22 protein-coding genes are annotated in these 23,284 nt (G+C 70.0%); 11 read left to right on the forward strand and 11 right to left on the reverse strand.

Annotated elements, in window-relative coordinates:
* Positions 1–15: 15 nt before the first annotated feature.
* Positions 16–453 (reverse strand): WapI family immunity protein, encoded by a 438-nt coding sequence (locus tag ACWDNU_RS08850; protein ID WP_449668359.1) that lies wholly within the window; start codon positions 451–453, stop codon positions 16–18.
* 64 nt (positions 454–517) lie between these two features.
* Between ACWDNU_RS08850 and ACWDNU_RS08855 the strand changes: the two genes are divergently transcribed.
* Both ACWDNU_RS08855 and ACWDNU_RS08860 read left to right on the forward strand, forming a co-directional pair.
* Positions 518–1,195: a hypothetical protein gene (locus ACWDNU_RS08855; RefSeq protein WP_449668360.1), complete on the forward strand. Its 678-nt coding sequence runs from the start codon at positions 518–520 to the stop codon at positions 1,193–1,195.
* A gap of 63 nt (positions 1,196–1,258) precedes the next feature.
* Positions 1,259–1,963, forward strand: coding sequence for a S1 family peptidase (locus ACWDNU_RS08860; protein WP_370939217.1), 705 nt, complete (start codon positions 1,259–1,261; stop codon positions 1,961–1,963).
* A gap of 66 nt (positions 1,964–2,029) precedes the next feature.
* On the opposite strand, the gene ACWDNU_RS08865 is transcribed toward ACWDNU_RS08860, so the two are convergent.
* Both ACWDNU_RS08865 and ACWDNU_RS08870 read right to left on the reverse strand, forming a co-directional pair.
* The gene (locus ACWDNU_RS08865; protein ID WP_449668361.1) at positions 2,030–3,478 is read right to left on the reverse strand and encodes a class I adenylate-forming enzyme family protein; all 1,449 of its coding nucleotides are present in this window, start codon (positions 3,476–3,478) and stop codon (positions 2,030–2,032) included.
* A gap of 63 nt (positions 3,479–3,541) precedes the next feature.
* Complete coding sequence (locus ACWDNU_RS08870) at positions 3,542–4,513, reverse strand: hypothetical protein (RefSeq protein WP_449668362.1); 972 nt, start codon at positions 4,511–4,513, stop codon at positions 3,542–3,544.
* 213 nt (positions 4,514–4,726) lie between these two features.
* Between ACWDNU_RS08870 and ACWDNU_RS08875 the strand changes: the two genes are divergently transcribed.
* The 6 genes from ACWDNU_RS08875 to ACWDNU_RS08900 all read left to right on the forward strand — a co-directional run bounded on the left by ACWDNU_RS08875 (position 4,727) and on the right by ACWDNU_RS08900 (position 8,832).
* Positions 4,727–5,068, forward strand: a complete 342-nt coding sequence (locus ACWDNU_RS08875; protein ID WP_093576046.1) for a WXG100 family type VII secretion target — start codon at positions 4,727–4,729, stop codon at positions 5,066–5,068.
* Positions 5,069–5,084: 16 nt separating this feature from the next.
* Positions 5,085–5,384 carry a hypothetical protein gene (locus ACWDNU_RS08880; RefSeq protein ID WP_037809581.1) on the forward strand — a complete coding sequence of 100 codons (300 nt, stop codon included), beginning with the start codon at positions 5,085–5,087 and terminating at the stop codon, positions 5,382–5,384.
* Between the two features lie 97 nt (positions 5,385–5,481).
* The gene (locus ACWDNU_RS08885; RefSeq protein WP_344268260.1) at positions 5,482–5,865 is read left to right on the forward strand and encodes a hypothetical protein; all 384 of its coding nucleotides are present in this window, start codon (positions 5,482–5,484) and stop codon (positions 5,863–5,865) included.
* Entirely contained in the window at positions 5,862–7,184 is a 1,323-nt protein-coding gene (locus ACWDNU_RS08890) for a WXG100 family type VII secretion target (protein WP_449668363.1), read from the forward strand. Before ACWDNU_RS08885 ends, ACWDNU_RS08890 begins: the two co-directional genes overlap by 4 nt.
* Positions 7,181–8,458 (forward strand): alpha/beta hydrolase, encoded by a 1,278-nt coding sequence (locus ACWDNU_RS08895; protein WP_449668364.1) that lies wholly within the window; start codon positions 7,181–7,183, stop codon positions 8,456–8,458. The genes ACWDNU_RS08890 and ACWDNU_RS08895 overlap by 4 nt, the downstream gene beginning before the upstream one ends.
* The gene (locus tag ACWDNU_RS08900) at positions 8,455–8,832 is read left to right on the forward strand and encodes a hypothetical protein (RefSeq protein WP_449668365.1); all 378 of its coding nucleotides are present in this window, start codon (positions 8,455–8,457) and stop codon (positions 8,830–8,832) included. Before ACWDNU_RS08895 ends, ACWDNU_RS08900 begins: the two co-directional genes overlap by 4 nt.
* A 25-nt stretch (positions 8,833–8,857) precedes the next feature.
* Here ACWDNU_RS08900 and ACWDNU_RS08905 read toward each other — a convergent pair whose 3' ends face one another.
* The 4 genes from ACWDNU_RS08905 to nadA all read right to left on the reverse strand — a co-directional run bounded on the left by ACWDNU_RS08905 (position 8,858) and on the right by nadA (position 13,636).
* The gene (locus tag ACWDNU_RS08905) at positions 8,858–10,027 is read right to left on the reverse strand and encodes a S8 family serine peptidase (protein ID WP_449668366.1); all 1,170 of its coding nucleotides are present in this window, start codon (positions 10,025–10,027) and stop codon (positions 8,858–8,860) included.
* 62 nt (positions 10,028–10,089) lie between these two features.
* Positions 10,090–10,983: a carboxylating nicotinate-nucleotide diphosphorylase gene (nadC, locus tag ACWDNU_RS08910; protein WP_449668367.1), complete on the reverse strand. Its 894-nt coding sequence runs from the start codon at positions 10,981–10,983 to the stop codon at positions 10,090–10,092.
* On the reverse strand, positions 10,980–12,629 hold the full coding sequence (locus ACWDNU_RS08915; protein ID WP_449668368.1) for an L-aspartate oxidase: 1,650 nt from the start codon (positions 12,627–12,629) through the stop codon (positions 10,980–10,982). The genes nadC and ACWDNU_RS08915 overlap by 4 nt, the downstream gene beginning before the upstream one ends.
* Positions 12,626–13,636, reverse strand: a complete 1,011-nt coding sequence (gene nadA, locus ACWDNU_RS08920; protein ID WP_449668369.1) for a quinolinate synthase NadA — start codon at positions 13,634–13,636, stop codon at positions 12,626–12,628. The genes ACWDNU_RS08915 and nadA overlap by 4 nt, the downstream gene beginning before the upstream one ends.
* A 134-nt stretch (positions 13,637–13,770) precedes the next feature.
* Between nadA and ACWDNU_RS08925 the strand changes: the two genes are divergently transcribed.
* Positions 13,771–14,424: an NUDIX hydrolase gene (locus ACWDNU_RS08925; RefSeq protein WP_279630357.1), complete on the forward strand. Its 654-nt coding sequence runs from the start codon at positions 13,771–13,773 to the stop codon at positions 14,422–14,424.
* Between the two features lie 42 nt (positions 14,425–14,466).
* Entirely contained in the window at positions 14,467–15,183 is a 717-nt protein-coding gene (locus tag ACWDNU_RS08930; RefSeq protein WP_370939226.1) for an LON peptidase substrate-binding domain-containing protein, read from the forward strand.
* A 578-nt stretch (positions 15,184–15,761) separates the two neighbouring features.
* Here the strand turns inward: ACWDNU_RS08930 and ACWDNU_RS08935 are convergent.
* Positions 15,762–17,360 carry an IS1634 family transposase gene (locus tag ACWDNU_RS08935; protein ID WP_449668370.1) on the reverse strand — a complete coding sequence of 533 codons (1,599 nt, stop codon included), beginning with the start codon at positions 17,358–17,360 and terminating at the stop codon, positions 15,762–15,764.
* 135 nt (positions 17,361–17,495) lie between these two features.
* On the opposite strand from ACWDNU_RS08935, the gene ACWDNU_RS08940 reads away from it, so the two are divergent.
* Entirely contained in the window at positions 17,496–20,093 is a 2,598-nt protein-coding gene (locus ACWDNU_RS08940; RefSeq protein WP_449668371.1) for a bifunctional FO biosynthesis protein CofGH, read from the forward strand.
* On the opposite strand, the gene ACWDNU_RS08945 is transcribed toward ACWDNU_RS08940, so the two are convergent.
* The 3 genes from ACWDNU_RS08945 to ACWDNU_RS08955 all read right to left on the reverse strand — a co-directional run bounded on the left by ACWDNU_RS08945 (position 20,094) and on the right by ACWDNU_RS08955 (position 23,206).
* Positions 20,094–21,059: a helix-turn-helix domain-containing protein gene (locus ACWDNU_RS08945; RefSeq protein ID WP_449668372.1), complete on the reverse strand. Its 966-nt coding sequence runs from the start codon at positions 21,057–21,059 to the stop codon at positions 20,094–20,096.
* A 23-nt stretch (positions 21,060–21,082) separates the two neighbouring features.
* Complete coding sequence (locus tag ACWDNU_RS08950; RefSeq protein WP_449668373.1) at positions 21,083–22,045, reverse strand: alpha/beta hydrolase; 963 nt, start codon at positions 22,043–22,045, stop codon at positions 21,083–21,085.
* Between the two features lie 99 nt (positions 22,046–22,144).
* Positions 22,145–23,206, reverse strand: a complete 1,062-nt coding sequence (locus ACWDNU_RS08955; RefSeq protein ID WP_449668374.1) for an FAD-dependent oxidoreductase — start codon at positions 23,204–23,206, stop codon at positions 22,145–22,147.
* Positions 23,207–23,284: the final 78 nt, after the last annotated feature.

The following is a 23,284-nucleotide window of genomic DNA, read 5'->3' on the forward strand; positions in this document are numbered from 1 at the left end:
CCGCGCACACCACCTTCACGGAAGCCCCAGCACGGGAAACTCCGCCTCCACCGCCGCCAACGCAGCCACAACCTCCGCCACCTGTGCGTACTCGATCCCCTCAAGACGGAACAGCAACCGGTTCCCGCTCGAATGATCCGCGACCGCGACGCCCTCCGCCTCGACCAGACCGTCCGCCGCGACGGTCACGGTCAGGTCCAGCCAGTCCTCCAGCGACGTCAACCGCGCGCTGCCGCCGGACTCCGTGCAGGCCGCCAATTCCTGGCGAAACGCCTGCAGTTCATTGGCCCGCAACCCGGCGGCCAGCCGCGCGGTGAACCCGCCGGACACGATTTCGATCGGGCTGACCAGCCAGTTCCCGTCCCAGAAATCGTCCGCGCCGGGATGCGCCCGGCCGCGCACCGCGATCACCAGCCGGTCGCCGCGCGCCGCGCCGAAGGTCACCGTTCGCATCCCGCTCCCCTGTAGTTCTCGCTTGCCTGCCAGCATATGCAGTCCGCGAGGGAGGGAGCCCCGGATGCCCGGCCTGGTCGAACTGGCCTATACCACCGGCGGAGGCGTCGTCGGCGCCGCGCTGACGAACTACTTCGCCAAGGTCCAGGAACGCCGCCAGCTCCGCGCCGAGGTATACCGCCGGCTCGAAGCGACCCGCGCGATCTCCGGCGGTGTGCACGAAATCCGGATCGGTTTGCCCCCGAACACCTTGACCAGCCGGAAAACCCTCGCCAACGCACTCGGGATCGCCGCCGTCCTCGAAGACGGCACGGACGCACACCGCGCCCTCCACGACGCCCTGTCCGAGCTCCTCACTGCGGTCCTGGTCGCGGGAATCCCCCGCCGAGTAGCCGATTTCGCCGCCGGTGCCCATGAACGTGTCCTGGAAAGCGCCGTAACAGCGGCCGTCGACCGACGCCTGGGCGGTATCACAGACACCGACCAACTCACCCAAGCTGCCCAGAGCTACCGCGCCGAAACCACCAGTCTCCTGCTAGCCGTCCTCTGGCACCCGTGGCGAGCCCGCCTCCGGGTACGCGGCCGGATCCGCAAGCTCCGCATCGCCGTCCAAGCACTGCATCTCCGGCAGGAAGCCGCCGTCGCCGCGCTCACCCGTCCGGAGCAAGCCGAAGCCCTCCACCAGCGCCTTGACCCGGACGGCACGCTCCGCGAAACGTGGATCGAAGACCGACTTCCGTAGGTTACCGGATTTCCAGATGCCGCCTACGGTCGGGAAATCACCACCGAGGCGGAGGGATTTTCCATGCGTTACGCGAAAGCGGCGGCCGTCGTCGCAGGGGCAGCGATGGCGTTCGGAGTCGGGGCGGCACTCCCGGCGAGCGCCGACACGCACATCATCGGCGGCGGCACCGTGAAGTCGGCCCCGTGGGGCGCCCAGATCTTCTGGGACGACGTGACCGACTACGGCGGCTTCGAATGCTCCGGCACGATCATCGCCTCGCAGTGGGTGCTCACCGCGCAGCACTGCCTGAACAAGGGCGGCATGCACGTCAAGGTCGGCGACGTCTCACTGGGCAAGGGCACGGAAGCGGCGGTCGACGAGCAGAAGGCCTCGCCCAACGGCGACATCGCCCTGCTGCACCTGAAGTCCGCAGTGGACACGACGTTCATGAAGCTGGCCGACAAGGACCCGGAAAACGGTGCCACCAACCAGATCTACGGCTGGGGCCGCACGAAGGACCAGAGCCCGCCGTCCGACACCCTGAAGACCGCAGACGTCCAGGTGACCGGCGAAAGCACGGACGCCTTCAACGGCAAGGCAATCGCCAGCAAGGGCGTCACCGGCTCCTCGTGGCACGGCGACTCCGGCGGCCCGCAGCTGGCCGACGGCGTCCAGGTGGGCGTCTGCTCCACCGGCGAAAACTCCGGCAGCGACGAACACGGCACCCAGAACTACGCCAGCGTCGCCAACAGCCGAGACTGGATCAAGCAAACCGCGGGCGTCTAAATAACCCAACGTCCGTGAAGGGCTCCTTGAAGGAATCTGATTCCTTCAAGGAGCCCTTCACGGCGTTTAAGAACCCCGCGAAACCATCCCCCGCAACGCCCCCTTGTCCGGCTTCCCAGACGCCGCAACAGGAACCTCCCCCACCACGGTCACCGAAGCCGGAACCGCCCCCTCCCCCAGCTCCGCGGCGACAGCCTCCCGCAACCGCACCGGATCAGGCACGCACCCAGGCGCGGCAACAACAAACGCGTGCGCCGCTTCTCCGGTCCGCTCATCCGGCACAGCCACGACGTACGCCTGATCCACCTCTCGATGCGAAGCGAGCACCCGCTCGATCGGCCCGGTGTAATGAATCACCGCGTTGACGATCACCACATCCCGCGCGCGCCCGGTCAGATACAAAAACCCGCGCTCGTCCAACCGCCCGATGTCCTGCGTGCGAACCCACCCGTCGACCAGCACCGAACGACTCGACGCGGGATCCCCCCAATACCCCGCGAAAACCCGAGCCGCACGAACGAAAACCTCCCCGGAAACCGCCGCGGGAACCACGTGCCCGGCAGCATCCCGAACCTCCACCGAAACACCGTCGCAAGGCAACCCCACCGAAGCGATCGTCTCCGGATGCCCATCGACGTCCTCTCGGTACAACACAGTCAATTTCCCGGTCTCAGTCTGCCCATACCCCTGCCGCAACGCCGGCCCGATCCGCTCGAACCCCTCAGCCAGCAACCCGGGCTCGACCGGCGACCCGGCCACAGTCAGCGCCCGCAACCGGGAAAGATCAACCTGCTCCCGCCGCAACACATCCAGCATCCGATACAACCGAGGCACCGTCACCAACGCCGCCGTGATATCCAACCGAGGCAGAATCCAGGGAAAATCCGGCACCCCCACCGAAATAACCACAGTGCCCCCGGCAAGCAAACAAGCCTGCAAATGCAACACCATCACCGCACTGCTCAAAGTCCCGAACAGCAAAAACCGCCGATACTCCCCCTCCGGCGTCTTCCCCCGCTGCTCGATCCCGAACTCCCCCAGCGCATCGAACCGATACGCGACCCCTTTGGGCACCCCCGTGCTCCCGCTGGTGAAAACCACCCACCCGATGTCCTCAGGCCGCCCGCAAGGCACCGGCTCCTCGTATTCGGCAAGAAGCTCCGGCCCGACAACCAACGCCCGGACCCCAGGCAACTGAACTGAACCATCAGTCACCACAACCACGACCCCGTCCAGCACCGCGGCCAAATGCGCCGCGGGCAACCCCTCCCGCACCCCCACCGCCCGAGCCCCGAGAGTCTGCACCGCCACCTGCGCGGCCCACCCCTCCGGCGTCACCCCGGTGGCGATCCCGACCCCGTCCCCAGCGCGCACCCCGGCCGCCCGCAACCCGGCCACGAACCGCCCGACGAGATCGAGCACCTCTCCCCGGCGAACCCGCCGCTCCCCGTGCTCGAACGCGACGTCCTCCGGCGCGCGCCGCAGCGAATCCAGCAGCTCCTGGGGAAATGCCATGACCCCGTCCTCCCGTCGGGCCAGCCACCCGCGACCGGCCCGGCAAGAGGTACCGGACAGATCTCAGAATCCCCTCAACGCATGCCGCTCACTGGGAACCGCCGCGGCCCGCACCGACAACACCCCGCCAAGCGCCACCACCGCGACCAACCCGGCAGTCGCGGCAAGCGTCCACACATCCGGCCGCACAATCGACTGCCCCCGCATTGCCTGCCACGCCGTAATCACGATGACCCCGGCGTACCCGACGACCCCAGTCCACACCAGCCGACGCCGCACAAGTTCGTTGGACAGCACCGGATACCGCCGAGACAACGCGACCAACGCGAGCGCCAGAAGCGGCAACGCCTGAATCGCGTGAATCCCCACGAAATGCGTGATCCGCATATCCCCGCCGACCGTGCTCCACCCCAGCAGCGGCAACCCGGGCCCGCCGTCGTCGAGACCGACCGTGTGCCCGCCGATCATCGACGGCTTCCCGCCGCCGTCCAGCACCCGCTGCTGTGCCGGGCTGGCCGAGAACATCATGAGCGCCAACCCCATTCCGCCCGCCGCGAGCGCGGTTCCCCACCGCAGCGCGGACGTCAGCGCGCGGTCCGGCAGCTTTTGGAACAGCAGCAGAATCACCACCGCCGCGGTCGCGCCCCACGCGGTGAACGCGCCGGTCGCGAGAATGTTGCCGATCGTCACGTCGGCCGGCGTCTCGTGGTTGAAGTGCAGCGGACGGTCCAGGACGAGCACCTGCCACACCAGCAGCGCCATGTCCGTGCCCATGCCGACGGCGAACACCGTGCCCATCCACCAGCCGGCCCGGCGGCCGCGCTTCACGAGCGACAACAGCCACGCCAGCGTCGGCGCGTACAACGCCACCGAAACCGCGAATTTGAACGGTTTGGCCCACAGCGGCGCGTTGACGAGCGTGCGATCATCCAGCAGCAGTCCGAACACGCACACGACCAACAGCGGCACCATCGCCCCGGCCAGCACCCCCAGCGGGCGATGCAGCCGGAACACTCGCAATCCCCAGGAAGTCATGGGACAAGCCTGGTCGTCAGCAGGGGGCCGAGCACTGGCGTGCTCCCCCGTCTCGGGGGTAGGGCGCACCCCACCTGTGGGTAATAGTGCCGTCAAAGCGACCGGCAGTTGTGCCGTTTGACCGGACCCGCTCTTTTTCTAGCGTGACATTCACACCGCGCGGCCCGCCGCGCACCGGGATTTTCCACGAGAGGGAAGGAGGTGGCCCGTCAGATGTCCAGTCCGGGATTCCAGGCAGATTCAGCTGCCATGACGCGCGCCGTCCAGGGCTTCGAGGAGACCGCGTCAAGCGCGAAGACGACGATGGCCAGCTTGGAGTCCGAGCTGACCGAGACGCTGCGGAACTACAAGGGCGACCAGGCCGTCGCGTTCTGGGACCTGCAGCGCAGGCTCCAGGAGAAGATGACCGCCGCCGTCCGCGAGCTCGACACGATGTCGCAGCTGGTGCACACCAGCCACGCGAACTACAACTCGGGCGACTCCGACGTGCACCAGAGCTTCCAGAGCGTCAGCCACACCGTCGAGGGCAACGTGATCCCTCGCCTCAACCCCTGAGAGAGGACAAGACACCATGGCTGACGTCGTAGAAATCAGCTTCGGAGCCCTGCAGCACAGCTCCGCGTCGCTCGCCGCCAAGGCGAAGGCGCTGACCTCCCAGCTGGAGCAGCTGCACCAGAACCTGCAGCCGATCACCCAGACCTGGTACGCCTCGGGCAGCTCCGCCGGTGAAGCGGCGCGCGCGTCCGAGACCCGGCTCCGCCAGGCGACCGCCGACATCGTCGCGATCATCGCGCAGTTCGGCACCAAGGTCGGCGACGCCCACGATCTCCAGCACCAGCTGGAGAACCGAAACCAGGGCCTGTTCGCCTGATCCGGCCCCGACGCCGGCCGTCCGGGGCGGGACCACCCCCCGCCCGCTCCGGACGGCCGGCTTTCCCGCGTCCTGCCGCACGAGAGGTCACCGGCCGATGCCCGACCAGTCGTACTACGTCCACCTGGAATCGCTGAGCGACTTCGTCCGGGAGCTGGAAACCCAGATCCACGCGATGTCCCGGCCGAACGACTTCCTGCGCACCCTCGGCGAGCATCCGCTGCTGTTCGGGGAGTTCGGGGAAGCCGCTTCGCTCGCCGACGCCCACCACGCCGCGGTCGCCGAAATGCAGGGCCTGCTCGAACAGGTCCGCGGGGCGATCACGTTCGCTCAGGACGTCACCACCACCGTCGCCGACGGTTACGCCCAGGCCGACCAGTCGGTCGCGGGCGATCTGCACCAATCGGGTCAGCAGACCGGTCTGCTGGACCCGCTTTTCTCGTTGCTGGGCCTTGATTCTTCAGGGGGTAAGAAGGCATGAGCGGCCCTCGCACCAATTTCGCCGGCTACACCCATCAGCAGCTTTACGCGATGCTGCAGGCGGGCGACCCGACCACCGCGCGCGCCGCGGCCGAACAGTGGGGTTCGGCCTCGCGCGGGCTGTACGACCAGGCCGAGAACCTGTCCGATCAGCTCACCGACTTCTCCAGCTCGTGGACCGGCGGCGCGGCCGATCAGTACCGGACGATGATGACCGACCTCGTCGGCGGCATCCGCAAGGTCGCGGTCACCGCGCAGGGCATGCGCGACATGCTGGAGGACGCCGCGGACGCGCTGGTCAAGGCGAAAACCGAGATGCCGCCGCCGGTCGCGGTGCCGGACGTCTCCCCCGCCGACGTCGCGCTGGCGGTCAACCCGCCGCTGCTCCCGCCGGACACTCCGCCCGCCACCGTCGTCGCCGCGACGCAGCAGCGGCAGCAGGCGATCGCCAACGTCGAAGCGCAGCAACAGGCCGCCAACGCCGCCGGCTCCGCGCACGCGAAGGCGATCGTCGTGATGAACAACCTCGCGACGAATTACGACACCGCCGAGGACGCGATCCCGGTTTCGCCGAACGCGGCCGCCCCGCCGCCCAAGCCGGTTCCCGGCGGCGGCGCTTCCACCGGCGGCGCGACCGGTCCGATCGGCAACAGCCCGGACGGCGGCACCGCGGTGGGCGCTCCGATCGATTCGCACCCGCTGCCCACCGACGGCACGCAGGTGCCCGGTTCCCAGCCGGGGCATCCCGCACAAACGCCGGGCAGCCCGCTGTTCGGCGACATGTTCACCGCCGGTCTCGCGGCCGCGTCCGCCGCCGCGTTCGGCCGCTTCGGTTCGATCATGCCGAAGGTTCCGCCGTGGGCCTCGGGCAAGGACAAAGACAAGAACGACAAGGACAAAGAGCAGGACACTCCGCCGGGCATCAAGCTCGGCGGCGGGGCCGGTCCCGAGGGCGGGGGCGGCGGCGGGATCCCGGTCGGCGGCGGAGGCGCTCCGTCGATCGACGGCGGCGGAATTCCGTCCGGCGGCGGCCTCAGCGGCGCCGGGGAAGCTCCGGCCGCGCACTCCGGGCTCGCCGGGAACGCGCAGTCGAACGTCCTCAGCGGGCTCGCCGGCGGCGCAGCCGGTGCGGCGGGCGCGGCGGCCAAGAGCGCGATGCCGATGATGCCCATGATGCCGATGGGCGGCATGGGCGCGGGCGGCGACATGGGCTCCGGCAGGCGCATTCCCGCGTGGCTCGTCGAAACCGAGAACGTGTGGGGCCAGCAGGCTCCGGTCGCGCCCTCGGTCATCGGCGAAGAGCCGACCGACCAGCCGTGACCGACGGCTACCGGGTCGCCCCGGCGAAACTCGCCGGCGCGGCGTCCGAAGTGGACGCTCGCGCCGGCGCGCTCCGGACCGCGCAGCAGGCCGTGGCGGGCGAACGAGTGCCCGCCGCGGCCTTCGGCCAGGTGTCCGCGTCGGCCGGATGTGCCGCCGGGCTGGCGAAAACGCTCGGCGCACTCGCCGGGGACGTCGACCAGCGCGTCGTCCGCCTCCAGGTCCTTCGCGACGGGCTCACCGCTTCGTCGGCGGGATACCGGCGCGCCGACGAGCAGGTGGCGGCGATGTACCGCTCGTTGCTGCCCGAAGATCCGGTGCCGTCAGCCGGAAAGTCCGCTGCCAGCGGCGGCTGGGCCGGGACCATCGCGGCCAACCGGATGAAGGTGTCCGACGCGCTCGCCGCCGAACGGACCCGCCTCGCCGGACTGTCCGATCCGGACGACATCGCCCGCTCGCAGCGGCGAATCGCGCTGTACCAAAGCATTCTCGACGATCACCGGCAGATCCTGCGGTTCGATCCGTCCGGCAACGGCCGGATCGCCGAACTCGTCGGCACGATCCAGCCGGGCACGCGCAACGTCGGGCTGTTCGTGCCCGGCGTGCACACCCGGATGGACACCTTCCAGTCCTACGCCGACCTCGGCCGCAGCCTCGTCGCCGCCGACCCGAGCGGCCGGACCGCGATGGTCGTGTGGGCCGACGGCGTGTTCCCGCAGAATGTCACCACCGAGGGCGCCGAAGCCAGCTACGCGCAGACGATGGCCCCGAACCTCAAGGCGTTCGGCGACGAACTGCGCGGCCAGGTCGACTCCCAGACCGGCGGAGCCGCCACGATCACCGCAATCGGGCACAGCTACGGCGGCGCCACCGTCGGGCTCGCTGACCAGCAAGGCTTGCCAGTGGACCGGGTGCTGCACGTAGAGTCGGCGGGCATGGGACACGGCGTATGGAGCCCAGCGGACCTGCCGCCGAGCCAGGCCGGCGTGCAGCGGTACTCGATGACCGCCCCGCTGGACCCGATCATCCTCGCCCAGGGCAACGCCGGCGCGCTGGAATGGACCGGCATCGGCCACGGCGCCGACCCGGACACCTTCCCCGGCGTCACCGAACTCACCACCGGCCGCGACGCGGCGGGCAATGTGCAGTGGGGCCTGTCCTCGCACAGCGGCGTGCTCAAACCGGGCTCGGATTCGTGGGAGAACATCTACGGAGTGCTGACCGGCGGTCACGTCACCGAAGCGCCCGTGCCGGTTCCGGCGGTGCTGCCGTGATCACGCGCGAATTGAAGGATTTGGCTGCCGAGCTGACGAACGTCATCGATAGTGTCGCCGAGGCGTTCGGCTCTCGCGCAGTGCCCACAGTGGACGGTGAGCTGGACTGCGATCCCGCGCAGCCCGGGCATCTGGTGTGCTGGCAGTACGGAGTCCGGCTGGAGGACAGTCCCGGTGCGCTGCGAGTGCTGACCGAAGCGGTGCGTCCGACGTTGGAAGCAGCGGGCTGGGAATCGTACGACCGCAGCACTTATCGTGAGGTGATCGGGCGATTTTCCCGCGAGGGCGCGGATTTCAGCGTGCACATCGCCCGCGACGGGCGCGGGGTGGCGATCATCGGCTCGACGCGCCTCGTGAGTGTTGATCCCGGTTAGAACCGGGATTGCCACTCACGAGGTCTCAAGCCCGAAACCGCGACGGCCGCCACCCGCGCCGCCGCCCCCGCCGGAACGCAGCCACGCCGATCCCCGCCGCAGCCGCGGCCGCAACCCCGCCCACCGCAACAACTCCCGCCGCCACATCCGACGTCGGCCGAGCCTCCGCAGCAGCCGGAACCACCGCGGGCAGCTCGGACCGCACCGCCGCCGCACTCGGGCCAGGCGCGCTAGCGGGCAACGTCGAAGACACCGCGGCGTAAGCGTCGAGCATTCCCCAGCCCCGGCGCGGATCGTGCGCCCCGGACGGCGGACGGGACGCGGTGAGCATCAACCGGTTCACCACTTCCTCGCCCTTCATCTCCGGATGCGCCGAACGCACCAGCGCCGCCACCCCGGCTACATACGCCGCGGCCAGGCTCGGGTCGGTGATCGGCCACCGATGTGCGACCGCGCCTCCGCCACCGGCCGACGTGCTCACCAGATTCGCGCCGGGCGCGGCGATTCCGAGGTAATCCCCGGCTTCGGTCTGCACCGGCGCGCCGGATTCGTCCGTCGAGCCGACCGCGAGCACGCCTTTCGACGCGGTCGGATACGTGTGCGCCCCTTGCTGAGTGGCCGCCGCGGCCGAAATCACCACGGCCCCGCGCGATTTCGCGTGGTCGAGCGCCGCGCCGAGCGCCGCACTGTCCGAACCCGCCGGGACCGCCACGAGAATCACCCCCGCGCCGCGGTCGACCGCCGTGTCAATTGCTCCGGCCAGCGCACCAGGGTCACCGCCGCCGTCCGAGGACGAGCCGTTGCTTTCGGTGTAGCGCAACGGAAGCAGCTTCACGCCGGGCGCGACCCCGGTGAACGTGGTCTGGTTCGCCGGCTGCGCGCCGACGATGCCCGCGGCGATCGTGCCGCGGCCGTCGCAGTCGGAATCCGCGGTGCCCGCGCCGCCGAGCACCTGTCCCGGCCCGAATTGCGCGTTCTGCTTGTCGACGCCGGTGCCGATCACCGCGACGGTCTGCCCCTCGCCCTTGGTCAGCGCCCACAGCCGCGGCGGGTTCACCAGCCGCTGGCCCCAGGGCACCGGCCCGGTGTACGGGTCGGACGGATTCGCGCACGCGGCCGCGACGGCCGAGGTCGCCGTGATGGGCAGGCCGAGCGCCACGAGCGCGGCCACCGCTCCGGCGGCAATTCCCCGCACCGCGGCCCCCTCCCCTTGTCGGACAAGGAGATTCTAGTGGAGAGCGGGCCGCGGCGACAGGGTTATCGCAGGTCCATCCCGAGGTCGAGCGCGGGCGAGGAATGCGTGAGCCCGCCGACGGAGAGATAGTCCACACCGGACTCGGCGTACGGTCGCGCGCGGTCGAGCGTCAGCCCGCCGGACGACTCCAGCCGCGTCTTCGGCGAAATCTCGTCGCGCCGCGCGACCGCCTTCACGCACTCCTCCGGCGTGAAGTTGTCCAGCAGCACCTCGTCCGCCCCGGCGGCCAGCGCCTCGTCCAGCTGGGCCAGATCGTCCACCTCGACCTCGCACGGCAGCTGCGGCGCGTGCTCCCGCGCCGCCGCCAGCGCCGCGGTGACCGAACCCGCCGCGACCACGTGGTTGTCCTTGATCAGCACCGCGTCGCCAAGGCCCATCCGGTGATTCACACCGCCACCGCACCGCACCGCGTACTTCTGCAGCAGCCGCAGCCCCGGCGTCGTCTTGCGCGAATCCCGCACCGCCGCACCGGTTCCCTCGATCGCGGACACCCACGCCGCGGCCGCCGTCGCCACTCCGGACAGCAGGCACAACAGGTTCAACGCCGTGCGCTCCGCGGTCAGCAACCCGCGCACCGGACCGCGCAGCACGAGCACCGGCTCACCCGGGACGGCGGGCGAACCGTCCTCGCGGATCGAGACCACCTCGTAGTCGTCGCCGAGCACCTGGTCGAAAACCGCCAGTGCCACCGGAATCCCGGCCACGACACCGGCGACGCGCGGCGTCAGCTCTGCCACCGCACGGGCGTCCGCCGGAACCGTGGATGCCGTCGTGGCGTCCGGCCCGTACCGCAAATCCTCTTCCAGCGCAGTGGTCACGACGCGCTTCACGTCGGCGACGTCCAGCCCGTCCACCACCAGCGACCGCACGACCGATTCGGAGAATTCCCCGCTCATGCCACCCCTTCCAACGACGCCGCTTCGACCAGTACCGGCTGTCCCGACGGGCTCAGCCGGATCAGCTGGCTCCGCCGCAGCCCTTCGTCCCGCTCGGGGAAGTCCGTCCGCACGTGACATCCCCGCGATTCCGTCCGCCGCTCCGCCGCCGCGAGCAACGCCTGCGCCGCCACGGTGAGCGCCGCGTCCTCGACCGCACTGTGCGTCCACAACGGACTGTCCGTTGTAGACAAGTCGAGCGCCGAGACCGCCGCCGCGAGCCCGTCCGCATCGCGGCCGATCGCCGCGTACCGGCTCATCACCCGTTGCAGCACATCACGTTCCGCCGTCGGCGCGACCGTCCGTTCCGGAAGCCGTCCCCGCGACGGATCCGGCAGCAACCCGGCGGCCAGATCCGCGGCAACCGCCTCCGCGGTCCGCTGCCCGACGACCAGCCCTTCGAGAAGGCTGTTGGACGCCAGCCGATTCGCCCCGTGCAACCCGGTCCGGGCGACCTCGCCCGCCGCGTACAGCCCGCGCACGCTCGACCGTCCGTCCACAGTGGCCACCACGCCGCCGCACGCGAAGTGCGCCGCGGGCGTCACCGGAATCGCGTCCACCGCCGGGTCGATGCCGAGCACCGCGCACGCCGCGTGCACCGTCGGGAACCGCTTCGCGAACCCGGGAATGCCAGTGGCGTCAAGGAAAACGTGATCGTCGATGCCGCCGGGAGCCAGCAGCTGCCGCCGGGTGATCGCCGCCGCCACGACGTCGCGCGGAGCCAGATCGCCGAGCGGATGCACCCCGGCCATCACCGACGCGCCCGCGCCGTCCACGAGCGTCGCGCCCTCGCCGCGCACCGCCTCTGTAACGAGCGGACACCGCCCGCGCGCACCCGGCGTGTACAGCACCGTCGGATGGAACTGCACGAACTCGATGTCGGCCGCCGTCGCCCCGGCCCGCAACGCAAGCGCCAGCCCGTCGCCGGTCGCGATCTCCGGATTGGAGGTCGCCTGGTACAGCTGCCCGAACCCGCCGCTGGCCAGCACCACCGCAGACGCGCGCACCACACCCGGCACGCCGTTGCGGTCGAGCACCGTCACCCCGGCCACCTCGCCCGCGGGCGTGCGCAGCGCGTCGACCGCGATGTGGTGCTCCAACACCGGAATCCGCCGCTCGCCAGCCTGCGCGACCAGCGCACGCTCTACCTCCGCGCCCGTCGCATCGCCGCCAGCGTGGATGACCCGGAACGCGCTGTGCCCGCCCTCGCGAGCCCGCGACAGCCCGCTCGAGCTGTGGTCGAACACCGCTCCGTTCTGCCGAAGCTCGGTGACGGCCGCCGGACCGCCGCCGACGATCGCCCGCACGGCGGCCTCGTCGCAGATCCCAGCTCCGGCGGTGAGCGTGTCCGCCGTGTGCTTCTCGACCGTGTCGCCCTCGTCGCGCTCGCCGTCGAGCACCACGGCCACGCCGCCCTGCGCCCACCGCGTGTTGCCGTCGGCGACCGCCGCCTTCGTCACGACCAGCACGTGCAACCCGAGTTCTCGGGCCCGCAGCGCCGCCGACAGCCCGGCCACGCCGCTGCCGATCACCACCACATCGGCCCGGGCTTCCCAGCGCGGATCCGGTGAGGTTTTCGCCTCACCGGCGTTAACTAGGCCGCTCATTCCCCACCGCCAGGCTGCCCGATTTCGATCATCCGCCGCACCGAGGCGCGGGCCCGCGAGGCCGTTTCCGGGTCGACGTGGACCTCGTCCGCGCCCTCGGTGAGGCTCCGCAGCAGCGCGGCCGGGGTGATCATCTTCATGTACCGGCACGAGGCCCGGTCGTTCACCGCGCGGAAGTCGATCTCCGGCGCGGCCTTGCGCAGCTGGTGGATCATGCCGATCTCGGTGGCCACGAGCACCGAGGCCGCCTTGGTGTCGCGCGCCGCGTGCACCATGTCGCCGGTGGACAGGATCTTGACCCGCTCCGGGGCCACCGCGCCCTCGCCGGCCAGGTAAAGCGCCGAGGTCGCGCAGCCGCATTCGGGGTGGATGAACAGGTCGGCGTCCGGGTTCTCCTCGGCGCGCGCGGCCAGCTCGGCCCCGTTGATCCCGGCGTGCACGTGGCACTCCCCGGCCCAGATGTGCATGTTCTCGCGCCCGGTCACGCGCTTGACGTGCGCGCCGAGGAACTGGTCCGGCAGGAAGAGAACTTCCTGGTCAGCGGGAATGGACGCGACGACGTCGACCGCGTTCGACGACGTGCAGCAGATGTCCGTCTCGGCCTTGACCTCGGCCGTCGTGTTCACGTACGAGACGACCACCGCGCCAGGGTGCTCGGCCTTCCACTCGCGCAGCTGAGCGCCGGTGATGGAATCGGCGAGCGAGCAGCCTGCCCGCGCGTCCGGGATCAGCACCGTCTTCTCCGGGGCCAGGATCTTCGCCGTCTCGGCCATGAAGTGCACGCCGCAGAAGACGATCGTCGACGCGTCGCTGCTGGCCGCGATGCGGCTGAGCGCCAGAGAGTCGCCGGTGAAGTCCGCGATGTCCTGGATCTCCGGGACCTGGTAGTTGTGCGCGAGCAGCACCGCGTCGCGTTTGCGGGCGAGCTCCCGCACGCGGGCGGCCCAGTCGGCGTCCGCCTCGACCCCGCCGTAAGGGGTCAGATCCTGGTCAAGCGTGGTGGTCATGTCTTCGGCCCTCTCGATTTCGCCGGCCTTGCGAACCGGATCCACCCCGGTTCCTCCCCATCCCGGTTTTCGCCTTATAATCGAAAACCGTGCGAAGCCATCTTAACACCCGAGCCCCCCTCGCCCACGAGGTTCTGGCGGCAGTCCTTCAAGTGCGCTCCGACACACTGCGCGTCCTCTTGTGGCGCCGAGCCCTGGATCCGCACCTAGGCCGCTGGTCCCTCCCAGGCGGCCGATTGCGCCCCGACGAAGACGTCGAAACCTCCATCCGGCGCCAGCTCGCCGAGAAGGTGGACGTCCGCCAGCTGAAGCACGTAGAGCAACTAGCCGTCTTCAGCGCCCCGGACCGCGTCCCCGGCCCGCGCGTCGTAGCCACCGCGTTCCTGGGCTTAGTCCCCTCCGATGTCGACCCAGCAGTCCCCGAAGACACCGAGTGGCACGACGTGAACGCCCTGCCGCGCACCGCGTTCGACCACGAGGCCATCGTGCTGCGCGCCCGCGACCGCCTGCGGTCGAAACTGAGCTACACCAACCTGGGTTTCGCACTGGCCCCAGAGGAATTCACCATCTCCGCCCTGCGCGGCCTGTACTCCGCCGCACTCGGCTACAAGGTGTCCGCGACGAACCTGCAACGCGTGCTCCAACGGCGTGGTCTGCTGGTCCCCACCGGCCACACCGCCGCCCCCGGTCGCGCGGGCGGACGACCTGCGGCGCTGTTTTCTTTCGCCGCGAAAGACATGCACATCACCGACCCTTTCGCGGTCCTGAAACCCCCGCCGCGGCGGTAAACACGAACTGCGCCAGCGCTCCGCAGCCCGTACCGTGGACGCGTGACCGAGCCAGAGCAGTGCCCCAGCGGGACGGCGACCCTGCCGTTGTTTCCGTTGCAGACAGTGCTGCTCCCCGGTACGCACCTGCCGCTGCACATCTTCGAACCGCGCTACCGGCAGCTCACCGCGGACCTGGTGACCGGCAACGTCCCCGAACACGAATTCGGCGTAGTCGCCCTGCGCGCACCGTTGGTCCGCGAGGTCAGTGGTTTGGACCACGTGTACAACGTCGGCTGCAGCACAATCCTGCGCGAAGCAAAACGCCTCCCCGACGGCCGCTACGACGTAGTCACCCGCGCTTCGCGCCGCTTCCGCCTGCGCGAACTGCACCGAGCGTCCGCGCCGTACTTGATGGCCGTGGTCGACTGGCTCCCCGACGACCCAGTCCCCACCACCGCGGAGTCGACGGCCCACCAGTTGGCCAAGGTGGCCCGCGCCGCACACGAGCGATACTGCGAAGCCGCCTGGCACGCAGACGACTGGCACCCGCCCCACGACGACGCCGACCTGGGCGAACTCGCCTACCAACTAGCCGCCGACTGCCTCCTCCCGCTGGAGGACCGGCAGCTGCTGCTGGAGGAAACGCATCCCCTGCGCCGCCTGCGCATCGTCTGCCGCCTGCTCACCAGGGAAGCCGGATTCCTGGAAACCCTGGGCGCGGTGCCGCTGCCGCCCACCGAACTGGCGACCTTCACCAAACCCGCGGACCTGAACTAACTCCGCCCCCGGCCCGCAAGGGCCCACCTTCAAAGCTCCGTCCAGGTCCGTGAGGGCCACCCTGAGGGAATCTGATTCCCTCAGGGTTCCCCTCACGACCCGCCGACGTCCGCGAGGGACCCCTTCACGGACATAGATTCCCTCAAGGGACCCTTCACGGCCCGCCCTCGTTCTGCCGCCCGCCGGGATGCGCCCCAACGCCACATTGGGTGCGTCGCATGCACCCAATGTGGCGTTCGGTGCGTCAGATGCACCCAATGCCACGTTGGGGCGCTAACCCCGCATCGCGAACCCAATGCGACGGGCGAACTCAGCCGCGCGCACCCACTGCCCACCCGCAGCCAGCGCACCCAACTCGCCAAGCACCCACACCACCCAGCCGCGCCGACGCACCCAACTCGAGGTGCACCCACACCACCCCCGCACCCCGATACGAAGCCAAAATGCGGGCGGCGGGTGCTTGTCAAGGCATCTTTCCCGCCTTGACAAGCACCCCCGAACCGTCAGCACAATCGGCTTTCGGGGTTGGGGGCCGCCCGCCCGCAATGTCGCCGCCAGGCGACGAGCCGAAACCCCGATCACCCAGGCGCAAACCGCTCCAACCCAAACAACTCAAACAACGCCTGCTGCCTAGCCGTCCGATCAGACAAAATCCGCCGAGTCCGCGGCCGCCCCCCAGTAGACCGATGCCGCAACAAGGTCTCCCCAATCCCCCGCAACTGATCCAACAGTTCAGCCACCGAAAGATTCATCCCAGCCCGATCCGCCTCCCGCCGCATCAGGTGCGTAACCGTCGCAGCAAGCACAGACACCAACGCATGCACCGCGATCCGATGCGAAGTCCACTCCCACCGAGGCGAAGGCCCAGCCACCGCAGACCCGGTCAACCACCGAAACGTCGACTCAAGATAAGTCCGAGCCCGATAAGCAGTAACCACCTCGGCAACGGGCCAATCTCGATCAGTAACCAAAATCTGCTTGCCGAAAAACTCCTCCGCCAACCGAGCAACCGCCGCCTCATCGACCCGCCGCTCCAACCGCAAGTCCCCAGCCCGGTTGCCGGTAAGCGAAGTATTCAACACCCGCTCCACCCGCCGCCCCCGAATAATCCGCGACATCTCCGCATGCACCTGCGTCCGATCCCCCCGATGAGTACCCGCCGCGAGCGCAGCCGCTAACCCGTCAAGCTCCCGAACCGTAGTGCTCAATTCACTGGTGAACGCCCGATACTGCGCAGCATGCAGAGTCGCGGAGTGCAGGAGGACGACGCGTCGCCGGGCACCGTCCACAGTCGCCACAGTGTCAAAGGCAGTCAACCCGGCAAACCGCTCCGGATCCACCCTCCGCCGCACCGACGCGGGCCGCGAAAGCAACTCCGGATGATCAGCCAACGGAAGCGACCCGACAAACCCGCTACGCGCACCGAGGTCGAGCTGCGCAGCCTGGCCAGAGTGGAAGACCAACGTGTGCCGCGCCCCCAATTCGGCGGCCAGCGCACCAAAAGTAGGAGCCTTCTCCCGCCGATAAACCCGAGACGCCAACGGAATAGCCCCATCCCGAGTAACAACCAGCCCCAGCCCGGCAAGCACGTCCTGACAAGCCGACGGCAACGTACAGTCCGCAGCAGTAAACGCCGCGAACTGCGCAACATCAACCGCCAACGCCTCCGTGCCATCGTCGCCCAGCAGATCCAAAACAGCTTCAGCCACAACGGTTTCCACCCCGGCGATCCGCTCCGGATCGAGCCGCTGCAAGGCCCGCCAATGACTGGCAGTCGTAATCGACCCCTTAGCCGGCCGAGGCCGAACGAGATCCTGCGCCAGACACCCAGTCCACCACTCCTCGAACTCCATCTCCGGCGCGGTAGCCCGATGCAACACCGCCAGCGCGACATGGAGACCAAGCGTCGGCCGAGCCCGCTGCGGCCCAGCCACCGAATCCACCCGCCGGACAAGGTCGAGCCGCTGCAACGTCCCCCACACCGCCGCGACATCCCCGAACGACCGATGCCGCGCCCCAGCCGCCTCCGGACCCCCGCCGGCCACTGCCGCTGCGATGTCCTCGGCCGTCCCGAGGTACCGCTGACCGACCACGCGGGGCTTGCCGTCGACGCGCGCGGACTCGGCGAGGTAGTAGTACGTCCGCCCGCCGATGCGCTTCCCGATCACTGACGCCACCCTTTAGGTAATACCGGCGCGGACGACCGTCCACAAGCCCGCAACCTGCGCTAATGATCACCCTGGACGGTTCGCGCGCACCGTGGCGGGCTAAGAGCTGGCTGGTCGCGGCGGCCGGGTCCTAGCGTGGCGGGAATGGAGCCCGAAGCTGGCGTGACCACGCCCACCCCGTCGGCCATGCGCCGTGCGCTCGCCCGGGCGCGAGACGGGAAGACGCTCGACGTCGCCGAGGCGGCCGTGCTGCTGCACGCCCGCGGCGACGACCTGACAACGTTGTCCGACCACGCTTCCCGCATTCGCGACGCGGGCCTCGAAGAAGCCGGTCGCGCGGGAATCATCACCTACAGCCGCAAGGTGTTCATCCCGCTGACCCGGCTGTGCCGGGACCGGTGCGGCTACTGCACCTTCGTCACCGTCCCCGGCAAGCTTGAATCGCCGTTCCTGTCGCCGGACGAGGTCCTCGACATCGCGCGCAAGGGCGCCGAGATGGGCTGCAAGGAAGCCCTGTTCACCCTCGGCGACCGGCCGGAGGACCGATGGAAGGCCGCGCGCGAGTGGCTGGACGCGCACGGCTACGACGACACGCTGTCCTACGTCCGCGCGATGGCGATCCGGGTGCTCGAGGAGACCGGTCTGCTGCCGCACCTGAACCCGGGTGTCCTGTCCTGGCAGGACTTCCAGCGGCTCAAGCCGGTCGCGCCGTCGATGGGCATGATGCTGGAGACCACCGCGCGCCGGCTGTGGAGCGAGAAGGGCGGGCCGCATTACGGTTCGCCGGACAAGGATCCCGAGGTCCGGCTGCGCGTGCTGGAGGACGCGGGCCGCAGCTCGGTCCCGTTCACCACCGGTGTGCTGATCGGGATCGGCGAGACGCACGAGGAACGCGCCGACGCGCTGTTCGCGATCCGCAAGACCGCCCGCGAGTACGGCGGCATCCAGGAAGTCATCGTGCAGAACTTCCGGGCCAAACCGGACACGAAGATGCGCGCGACCCCGGACGCCGACCTCGAAGAACTGGCCGCGAACATCGCCGTGGCCCGGCTCGTGCTGGGTCCGCGCATGCGCATCCAGGCGCCGCCGAACCTCATCGGCGACCAGTACGACCTGATGATCCGCGCCGGCATCGACGACTGGGGCGGCGTCTCGCCGCTCACGCCGGACCACGTGAATCCCGAACGCGCGTGGCCGCAGATCGACCTGCTCGCCCGGCAGACCGAAAAGGCCGGATACGCGCTGCGCGAGCGGCTGACCATCTACCCGGAGTACGTGAAGCGCGGCCAGCCGTGGCTCGACCCGCGCGTCACGCGGCACGTCGCGGCGCTGGTCGACGGCGAGACCGGGCTGGCTCGTGACGGCGCGATGCCGGTCGGGATCCCGTGGCAGGAGCCGGACGGCGGCTGGCAGGAATCCGGCCGCACCGATCTGCACACCGAGATCGACACCACCGGCCGGACCGAGGACCGGCGCGGCGACTTCGATTCGGTCTACGGCGATTGGAAAGAAATCGGCCGGAAGATCAAGACCGGACCGCAGCGGTTCGACACCGACATCCGGGATGCGTTGCGCAGTGCGGAAAAAGACCCGGCCGGGCTGTCCGACGACGCCGCGCTCGCCCTGTTGCACGCGGACGGGCCGGAGCTGGACGCGCTCACGAAACTGGCTGATGACCTGCGACGCGAGGTCGTCGGGGACGACATCACCTTCGTCGTCACGCGGAACATCAACTTCACCAACGTCTGTTACACCGGCTGCCGCTTCTGTGCCTTCGCGCAGCGAAAGACCGACGCCGACGCGTACACGCTGTCGCTGGAGCAGGTCGGCGATCGCGTCGACGAGGCGTGGGCCGCGGGCGCGACCGAGATCTGCATGCAGGGCGGGATCCATCCGGATCTGCCGGGCACCGCGTACTTCGACCTCGCGGCCGAGGTGAAGCGGCGGCAGCCGGACATGCACCTGCACTCGTTCAGCCCGATGGAGGTCGTGAACGGCGCGTCGCGGACGAATCTGTCCATTCGCGACTGGCTGGTGCGCGCGAAGGAGTCCGGGGTGGACTCGCTGCCGGGCACCGCGGCGGAAATCCTCGACGACGACGTCCGGTGGGTGCTCACCAAGGGCAAACTGCCGACGGACGCGTGGATCGAAGTCGTGACCACCGCGCACGACGTCGGGCTGCCGACCACGGCGACGATGATGTACGGCCACGTGGACAACCCGAGCCACTGGGTCGGCCACCTGAAACTGCTGGCCAAACTGCAGCGCGAGGGCGTGGAACGCAACGGGCGGCGCGGGTTCAGCGAGTTCGTGCTGCTGCCGTTCATCCACCAGAGTTCGCCGATCTACCTGGCCGGGCTCGCCCGCGCGGGCACGACGCTGCGCGAGAACCGGGCGGTGCACGCGCTGTCCCGGCTGCTGCTGCACGGCACGTTCGACAACATCCAGAGTTCCTGGGTGAAGCTGGGCGAGGAAGGCAGCCGGGCGGTGCTGCAGGGCGGCGTCAACGACATCGGCGGCACGCTGATGGAGGAGACGATCAGCCGGATGGCGGGTGCCTCGAACGGGTCGTACAAGACGATCAGCGACATGCGCGCGATGGTCGAGCCGCTCGGGCGTCCGCTGCGGCAGCGGACCACGTCGTACGGAACGCCGACGGACGAGCGGATCGCCGCGGCGAACGAGTCCGACGGGGTCGCGACGGCGGTGCGGAAGCCGCTGCTGCCGCTGCTCACGCCGTGATCAACCGGTGCGGTGCAGCCGCCACAGCGCGATAGCCAGCTGCAACCGCAACCGGCCCGCGGGATCGCGCACTGGCCAGCCGAGCAGCGCTTCGGCGTGGGCCAGGCGCTCCTGCAGGGTCGAATGGTGCACTACCAGCGTGTTCGCGGCGGCGCGCAGGCTCGGAGCGCCCGCTACGGCGACCAGCGTGGGCAGGACCCACGGGGCCGTCGTGCGGGCGTTCTCCAGGCTTGTCACGTCTGCGACCGGTTTGGTGCCTGGCCCGACCGCATCGGCGAGCACGGCCAGGCCGCCGAGGTCGGCATAGTCCACAACGGACGGTCCAGGGTCTTCTTCGGTTGCGGTGAAGCGGAAAGCCGTCCGGGCTTGTTCGCCGGACGCCGGCAGGTCGACCAGGTTCACGACGGTTCCCAGCCCCACCCGGGTCCGCTCCGGCGGAGTCCACTGTGGAGGGACGATCAGCGGTACCGCGTCGGCCACGACGGCCCGGGCGGTCGTGCCCAGGCCGAGGCGATGTGCGGCACGGAGCCGGGTTCGCTCGTCCGCCGACGCGTCGAGCACCACTTCGACCGACGCCGGATCGACGACCCGGCCGCGCGTCCGTTCCAGCACTGCCCGGGCCGCCGCGGACGCGCGCTCCAGCACCATCGCGTCCACCGGGCTCGCCGGACCGGGCCGTTCCAGCCACAGCGCGACCGGCCCGTCCGGACGCACCGGCGCAGCAGGCCATGCCGGATCGGGCGGCACGGCCGACTGCACCACGCGCCCGTCCGGTTCGACGCGGACGCGCACCCGGCGTTCGTCGTCGGCCAGCCGCGCGGGGCAGCCGGACAGCACCGCCGCCCCGCGCACGATCGGCTCCAGCCCGGCGCGGCCCTCGACCAGCCGGTCGAAGTACGCGATGACCTTGACCGTCTCGGCCGCGCCGGGATCGAGCGCGCTCAGATGCGTGACCAGCTCCCTCATCGGTCCATCATCGCTGGTCCGGTTCAGCCGAGCAGCCGCCGGAGCCACGGCGTCCGCTCGGCGCGGGCCTGCTGCGACAGCGCCGCCTGCGGGGCCGAGCCGTCGAAGCCGTGGAAAGCGCCGGGCCACACGTGCAGTTCGGCCTGCACTCCGGACAGCCACAGCTGGTTCGCGTAGGCGATGACCTCGTCGCGGAAGGTCTCGGTGCTCCCGACGTCGAGGAACGCGGGCGGGAGGCCGGACAGGTCTTCCGCCCGCGCGGGCGCGGCGTACGGCGAGACGTCCGGACCGCCGCGAGCGTCGCCGAGCAGCGCGGTCCAGCCGACGTTGTTCGCGGCGCGGTCCCAGCTGCCCATCTCGGCCATCTGGATCGCCGACGGAGAGTCGTTGCGGTCGTCGAGCATCGGGTACACGAGCAGCTGGCCGATCAGTTCCGGGCCGCCTCGGTCCCGGGCGAGCAGCGCCGTTCCCGCCGCGAGCCCGCCGCCCGCGCTCGCCCCGCCGATCACGACGCGGGAGGCGTCGAAGCCGTACTCGGCGGCGTGCTTGACCGTCCATTCCAAGCCGGCGTAGCAGTCCTCGACCGGCGCCGGATGCGGGTGTTCAGGCGCGACGCGGTAGTCGACGCAGACGAAGCCGAGGCCCAGTTCGGTCGCGTATTCCTTGAGGAAGTACAGGTCACCGCCCTTGTGGCCGCCGATGACCATGCCGCCGCCGTGCAGCCAGTACAGCACCGGAACGTCGACCGCCCCGGCTGGCCGCGCGACGATCAGCGGGATCGGGCCGCGCGGCCCCTCGGCGTCCACTTCGGACACTTCGAGGGCACCGTCGGCGGTGATCTCCTCCAGCGAAACCTGCCGCTTCGCCGCGGCCGCGCGCACCGCCGGGATCGACTCGAGCGTCTTGATCGGCGGACGCTCGGCCGCCAGAACCTCGAGCGCCGCGGCGAGCTCGGGGTCGAACGGGAGCGGCGGATACGCAGTCATCGCGGGGCCTCCAGGGACTCGGTTGCTGGACCTCATCCTCGCCGCCCCTTGGCCGGACGCGGACAGCCGGGCGGCGGGAATCTCCCGCCGGATGGCGGGTCAGCGGGTCAGGCTGATCGCGTTCTTCGCCCGCTCGACCGATTCCTCCGACGCGGGCCCGGCCGGGTTTTCCGTGGCCAGCGCCTGGTTCAGCTCGGCGAAGGGGCGCATGCGGGTCTCGTAGTCGTCGAGGCCGTCCGCCAGGATGTACGCGCCGACCAGGGCGAGACTCGTGCCTTGTCCGGACAGCACCGACGCGCAGTACCCGGCGTCGCCGACCAGCGCGACCCGGCCGGTCGTCCAGCGGTCGAGGTGGATCTGGAGCATGGCGTCGAAAAAGAAGGTCTGAGAGTCCGCCATGGCTTTGACCAGCTCAGGGACTGGGCCGCCGACGTCGGCCAAGCGCTCGGCGACGAGCTTCTTCTGCTCCGCGACGTCCCGGATCTCGCGGTACTCCGGCTCGCCGAAGCCGAGCGTCACCCGGATCTCCTCGTTGCCCGGCACCGGGTAGACCGCGCCGCCGACGCCCTCGCCCTGGAACCAGATCTGCCAGTCTTCGAGGCCGACGGTGTTGGCCGCCGGGAAGATCGCCAGGTACTGCCCGAGGTAACGACGGAACTGGTCCTCCGGTCCGAACGCGAGCCGCCGGACCGCCGAGTGCGCGCCGTCCGCGCCGACGATCAGGTCGAACGTGTGCGGCTCGGCCTTGGCGAACTCGACCCGGCCGGACTCGGCGTCGAGCGCGGTGATCTCGTCTCCGAAGCGGAACTCGACGTCGGCGGCGTTGTGCAGCAGCTCGACCAGGTCGTCGCGGAGGATCTCGATGTCGGCGCTGTCGAGCCGGCCGCTGCTGTAGACGCGTTCCTCGGAGCGGAACACCTCGTTGCCGGACGCGTCGAGCATCGACATCCCGCGCATCCGCGTGCGGGCCGCGCGGACCTGCTCCCCCAGCCCCATCCGCTCGATGACCTCCAGCGCGACCCCGCGGATGTCGATCGCCTGACCCCCGCTGCGCAGTCCGTCCGCACGCTCGACGACCGTCACGTCGTAGCCGTTGCGGCGCAGCCAGTAGGCCGACGCGCATCCGGCGACTCCCGCGCCGCAAACCAGTGCTTCAGGCATGTCCTCACCCCTTGATACGGTGCATCATTACCCTGATGAACCTGCCCTGACCTGGTTACCGCTGCCAAAACTGACCTA

The sequence above is a fragment of the Amycolatopsis sp. NPDC003676 genome (assembly GCF_053587275.1).

Bases quoted from the DNA above. Each gene is read 5' to 3' on its own strand.
- ACWDNU_RS08855 (WP_449668360.1), top strand. From the start codon at position 518: ATGCCCGGCCTGGTCGAACTGGCCTATACCACCGGCGGAGGCGTCGTC.
- ACWDNU_RS08885 (WP_344268260.1), top strand. From the start codon at position 5,482: ATGCCCGACCAGTCGTACTACGTCCACCTGGAATCGCTGAGCGACTTC.
- nadA (WP_449668369.1), bottom strand. From the start codon at position 13,636: ATGACCACCACGCTTGACCAGGATCTGACCCCTTACGGCGGGGTCGAG.
- ACWDNU_RS08850 (WP_449668359.1), bottom strand. From the start codon at position 453: ATGCGAACGGTGACCTTCGGCGCGGCGCGCGGCGACCGGCTGGTGATC.
- ACWDNU_RS08860 (WP_370939217.1), top strand. From the start codon at position 1,259: ATGCGTTACGCGAAAGCGGCGGCCGTCGTCGCAGGGGCAGCGATGGCG.
- ACWDNU_RS08870 (WP_449668362.1), bottom strand. From the start codon at position 4,513: ATGACTTCCTGGGGATTGCGAGTGTTCCGGCTGCATCGCCCGCTGGGG.
- ACWDNU_RS08950 (WP_449668373.1), bottom strand. From the start codon at position 22,045: ATGACTGCGTATCCGCCGCTCCCGTTCGACCCCGAGCTCGCCGCGGCG.
- ACWDNU_RS08890 (WP_449668363.1), top strand. From the start codon at position 5,862: ATGAGCGGCCCTCGCACCAATTTCGCCGGCTACACCCATCAGCAGCTT.
- ACWDNU_RS08880 (WP_037809581.1), top strand. From the start codon at position 5,085: ATGGCTGACGTCGTAGAAATCAGCTTCGGAGCCCTGCAGCACAGCTCC.
- nadC (WP_449668367.1), bottom strand. From the start codon at position 10,983: ATGAGCGGGGAATTCTCCGAATCGGTCGTGCGGTCGCTGGTGGTGGAC.
- ACWDNU_RS08945 (WP_449668372.1), bottom strand. From the start codon at position 21,059: ATGAGGGAGCTGGTCACGCATCTGAGCGCGCTCGATCCCGGCGCGGCC.
- ACWDNU_RS08915 (WP_449668368.1), bottom strand. From the start codon at position 12,629: ATGAGCGGCCTAGTTAACGCCGGTGAGGCGAAAACCTCACCGGATCCG.
- ACWDNU_RS08865 (WP_449668361.1), bottom strand. From the start codon at position 3,478: ATGGCATTTCCCCAGGAGCTGCTGGATTCGCTGCGGCGCGCGCCGGAG.
- ACWDNU_RS08940 (WP_449668371.1), top strand. From the start codon at position 17,496: ATGGAGCCCGAAGCTGGCGTGACCACGCCCACCCCGTCGGCCATGCGC.
- ACWDNU_RS08875 (WP_093576046.1), top strand. From the start codon at position 4,727: ATGTCCAGTCCGGGATTCCAGGCAGATTCAGCTGCCATGACGCGCGCC.
- ACWDNU_RS08955 (WP_449668374.1), bottom strand. From the start codon at position 23,206: ATGCCTGAAGCACTGGTTTGCGGCGCGGGAGTCGCCGGATGCGCGTCG.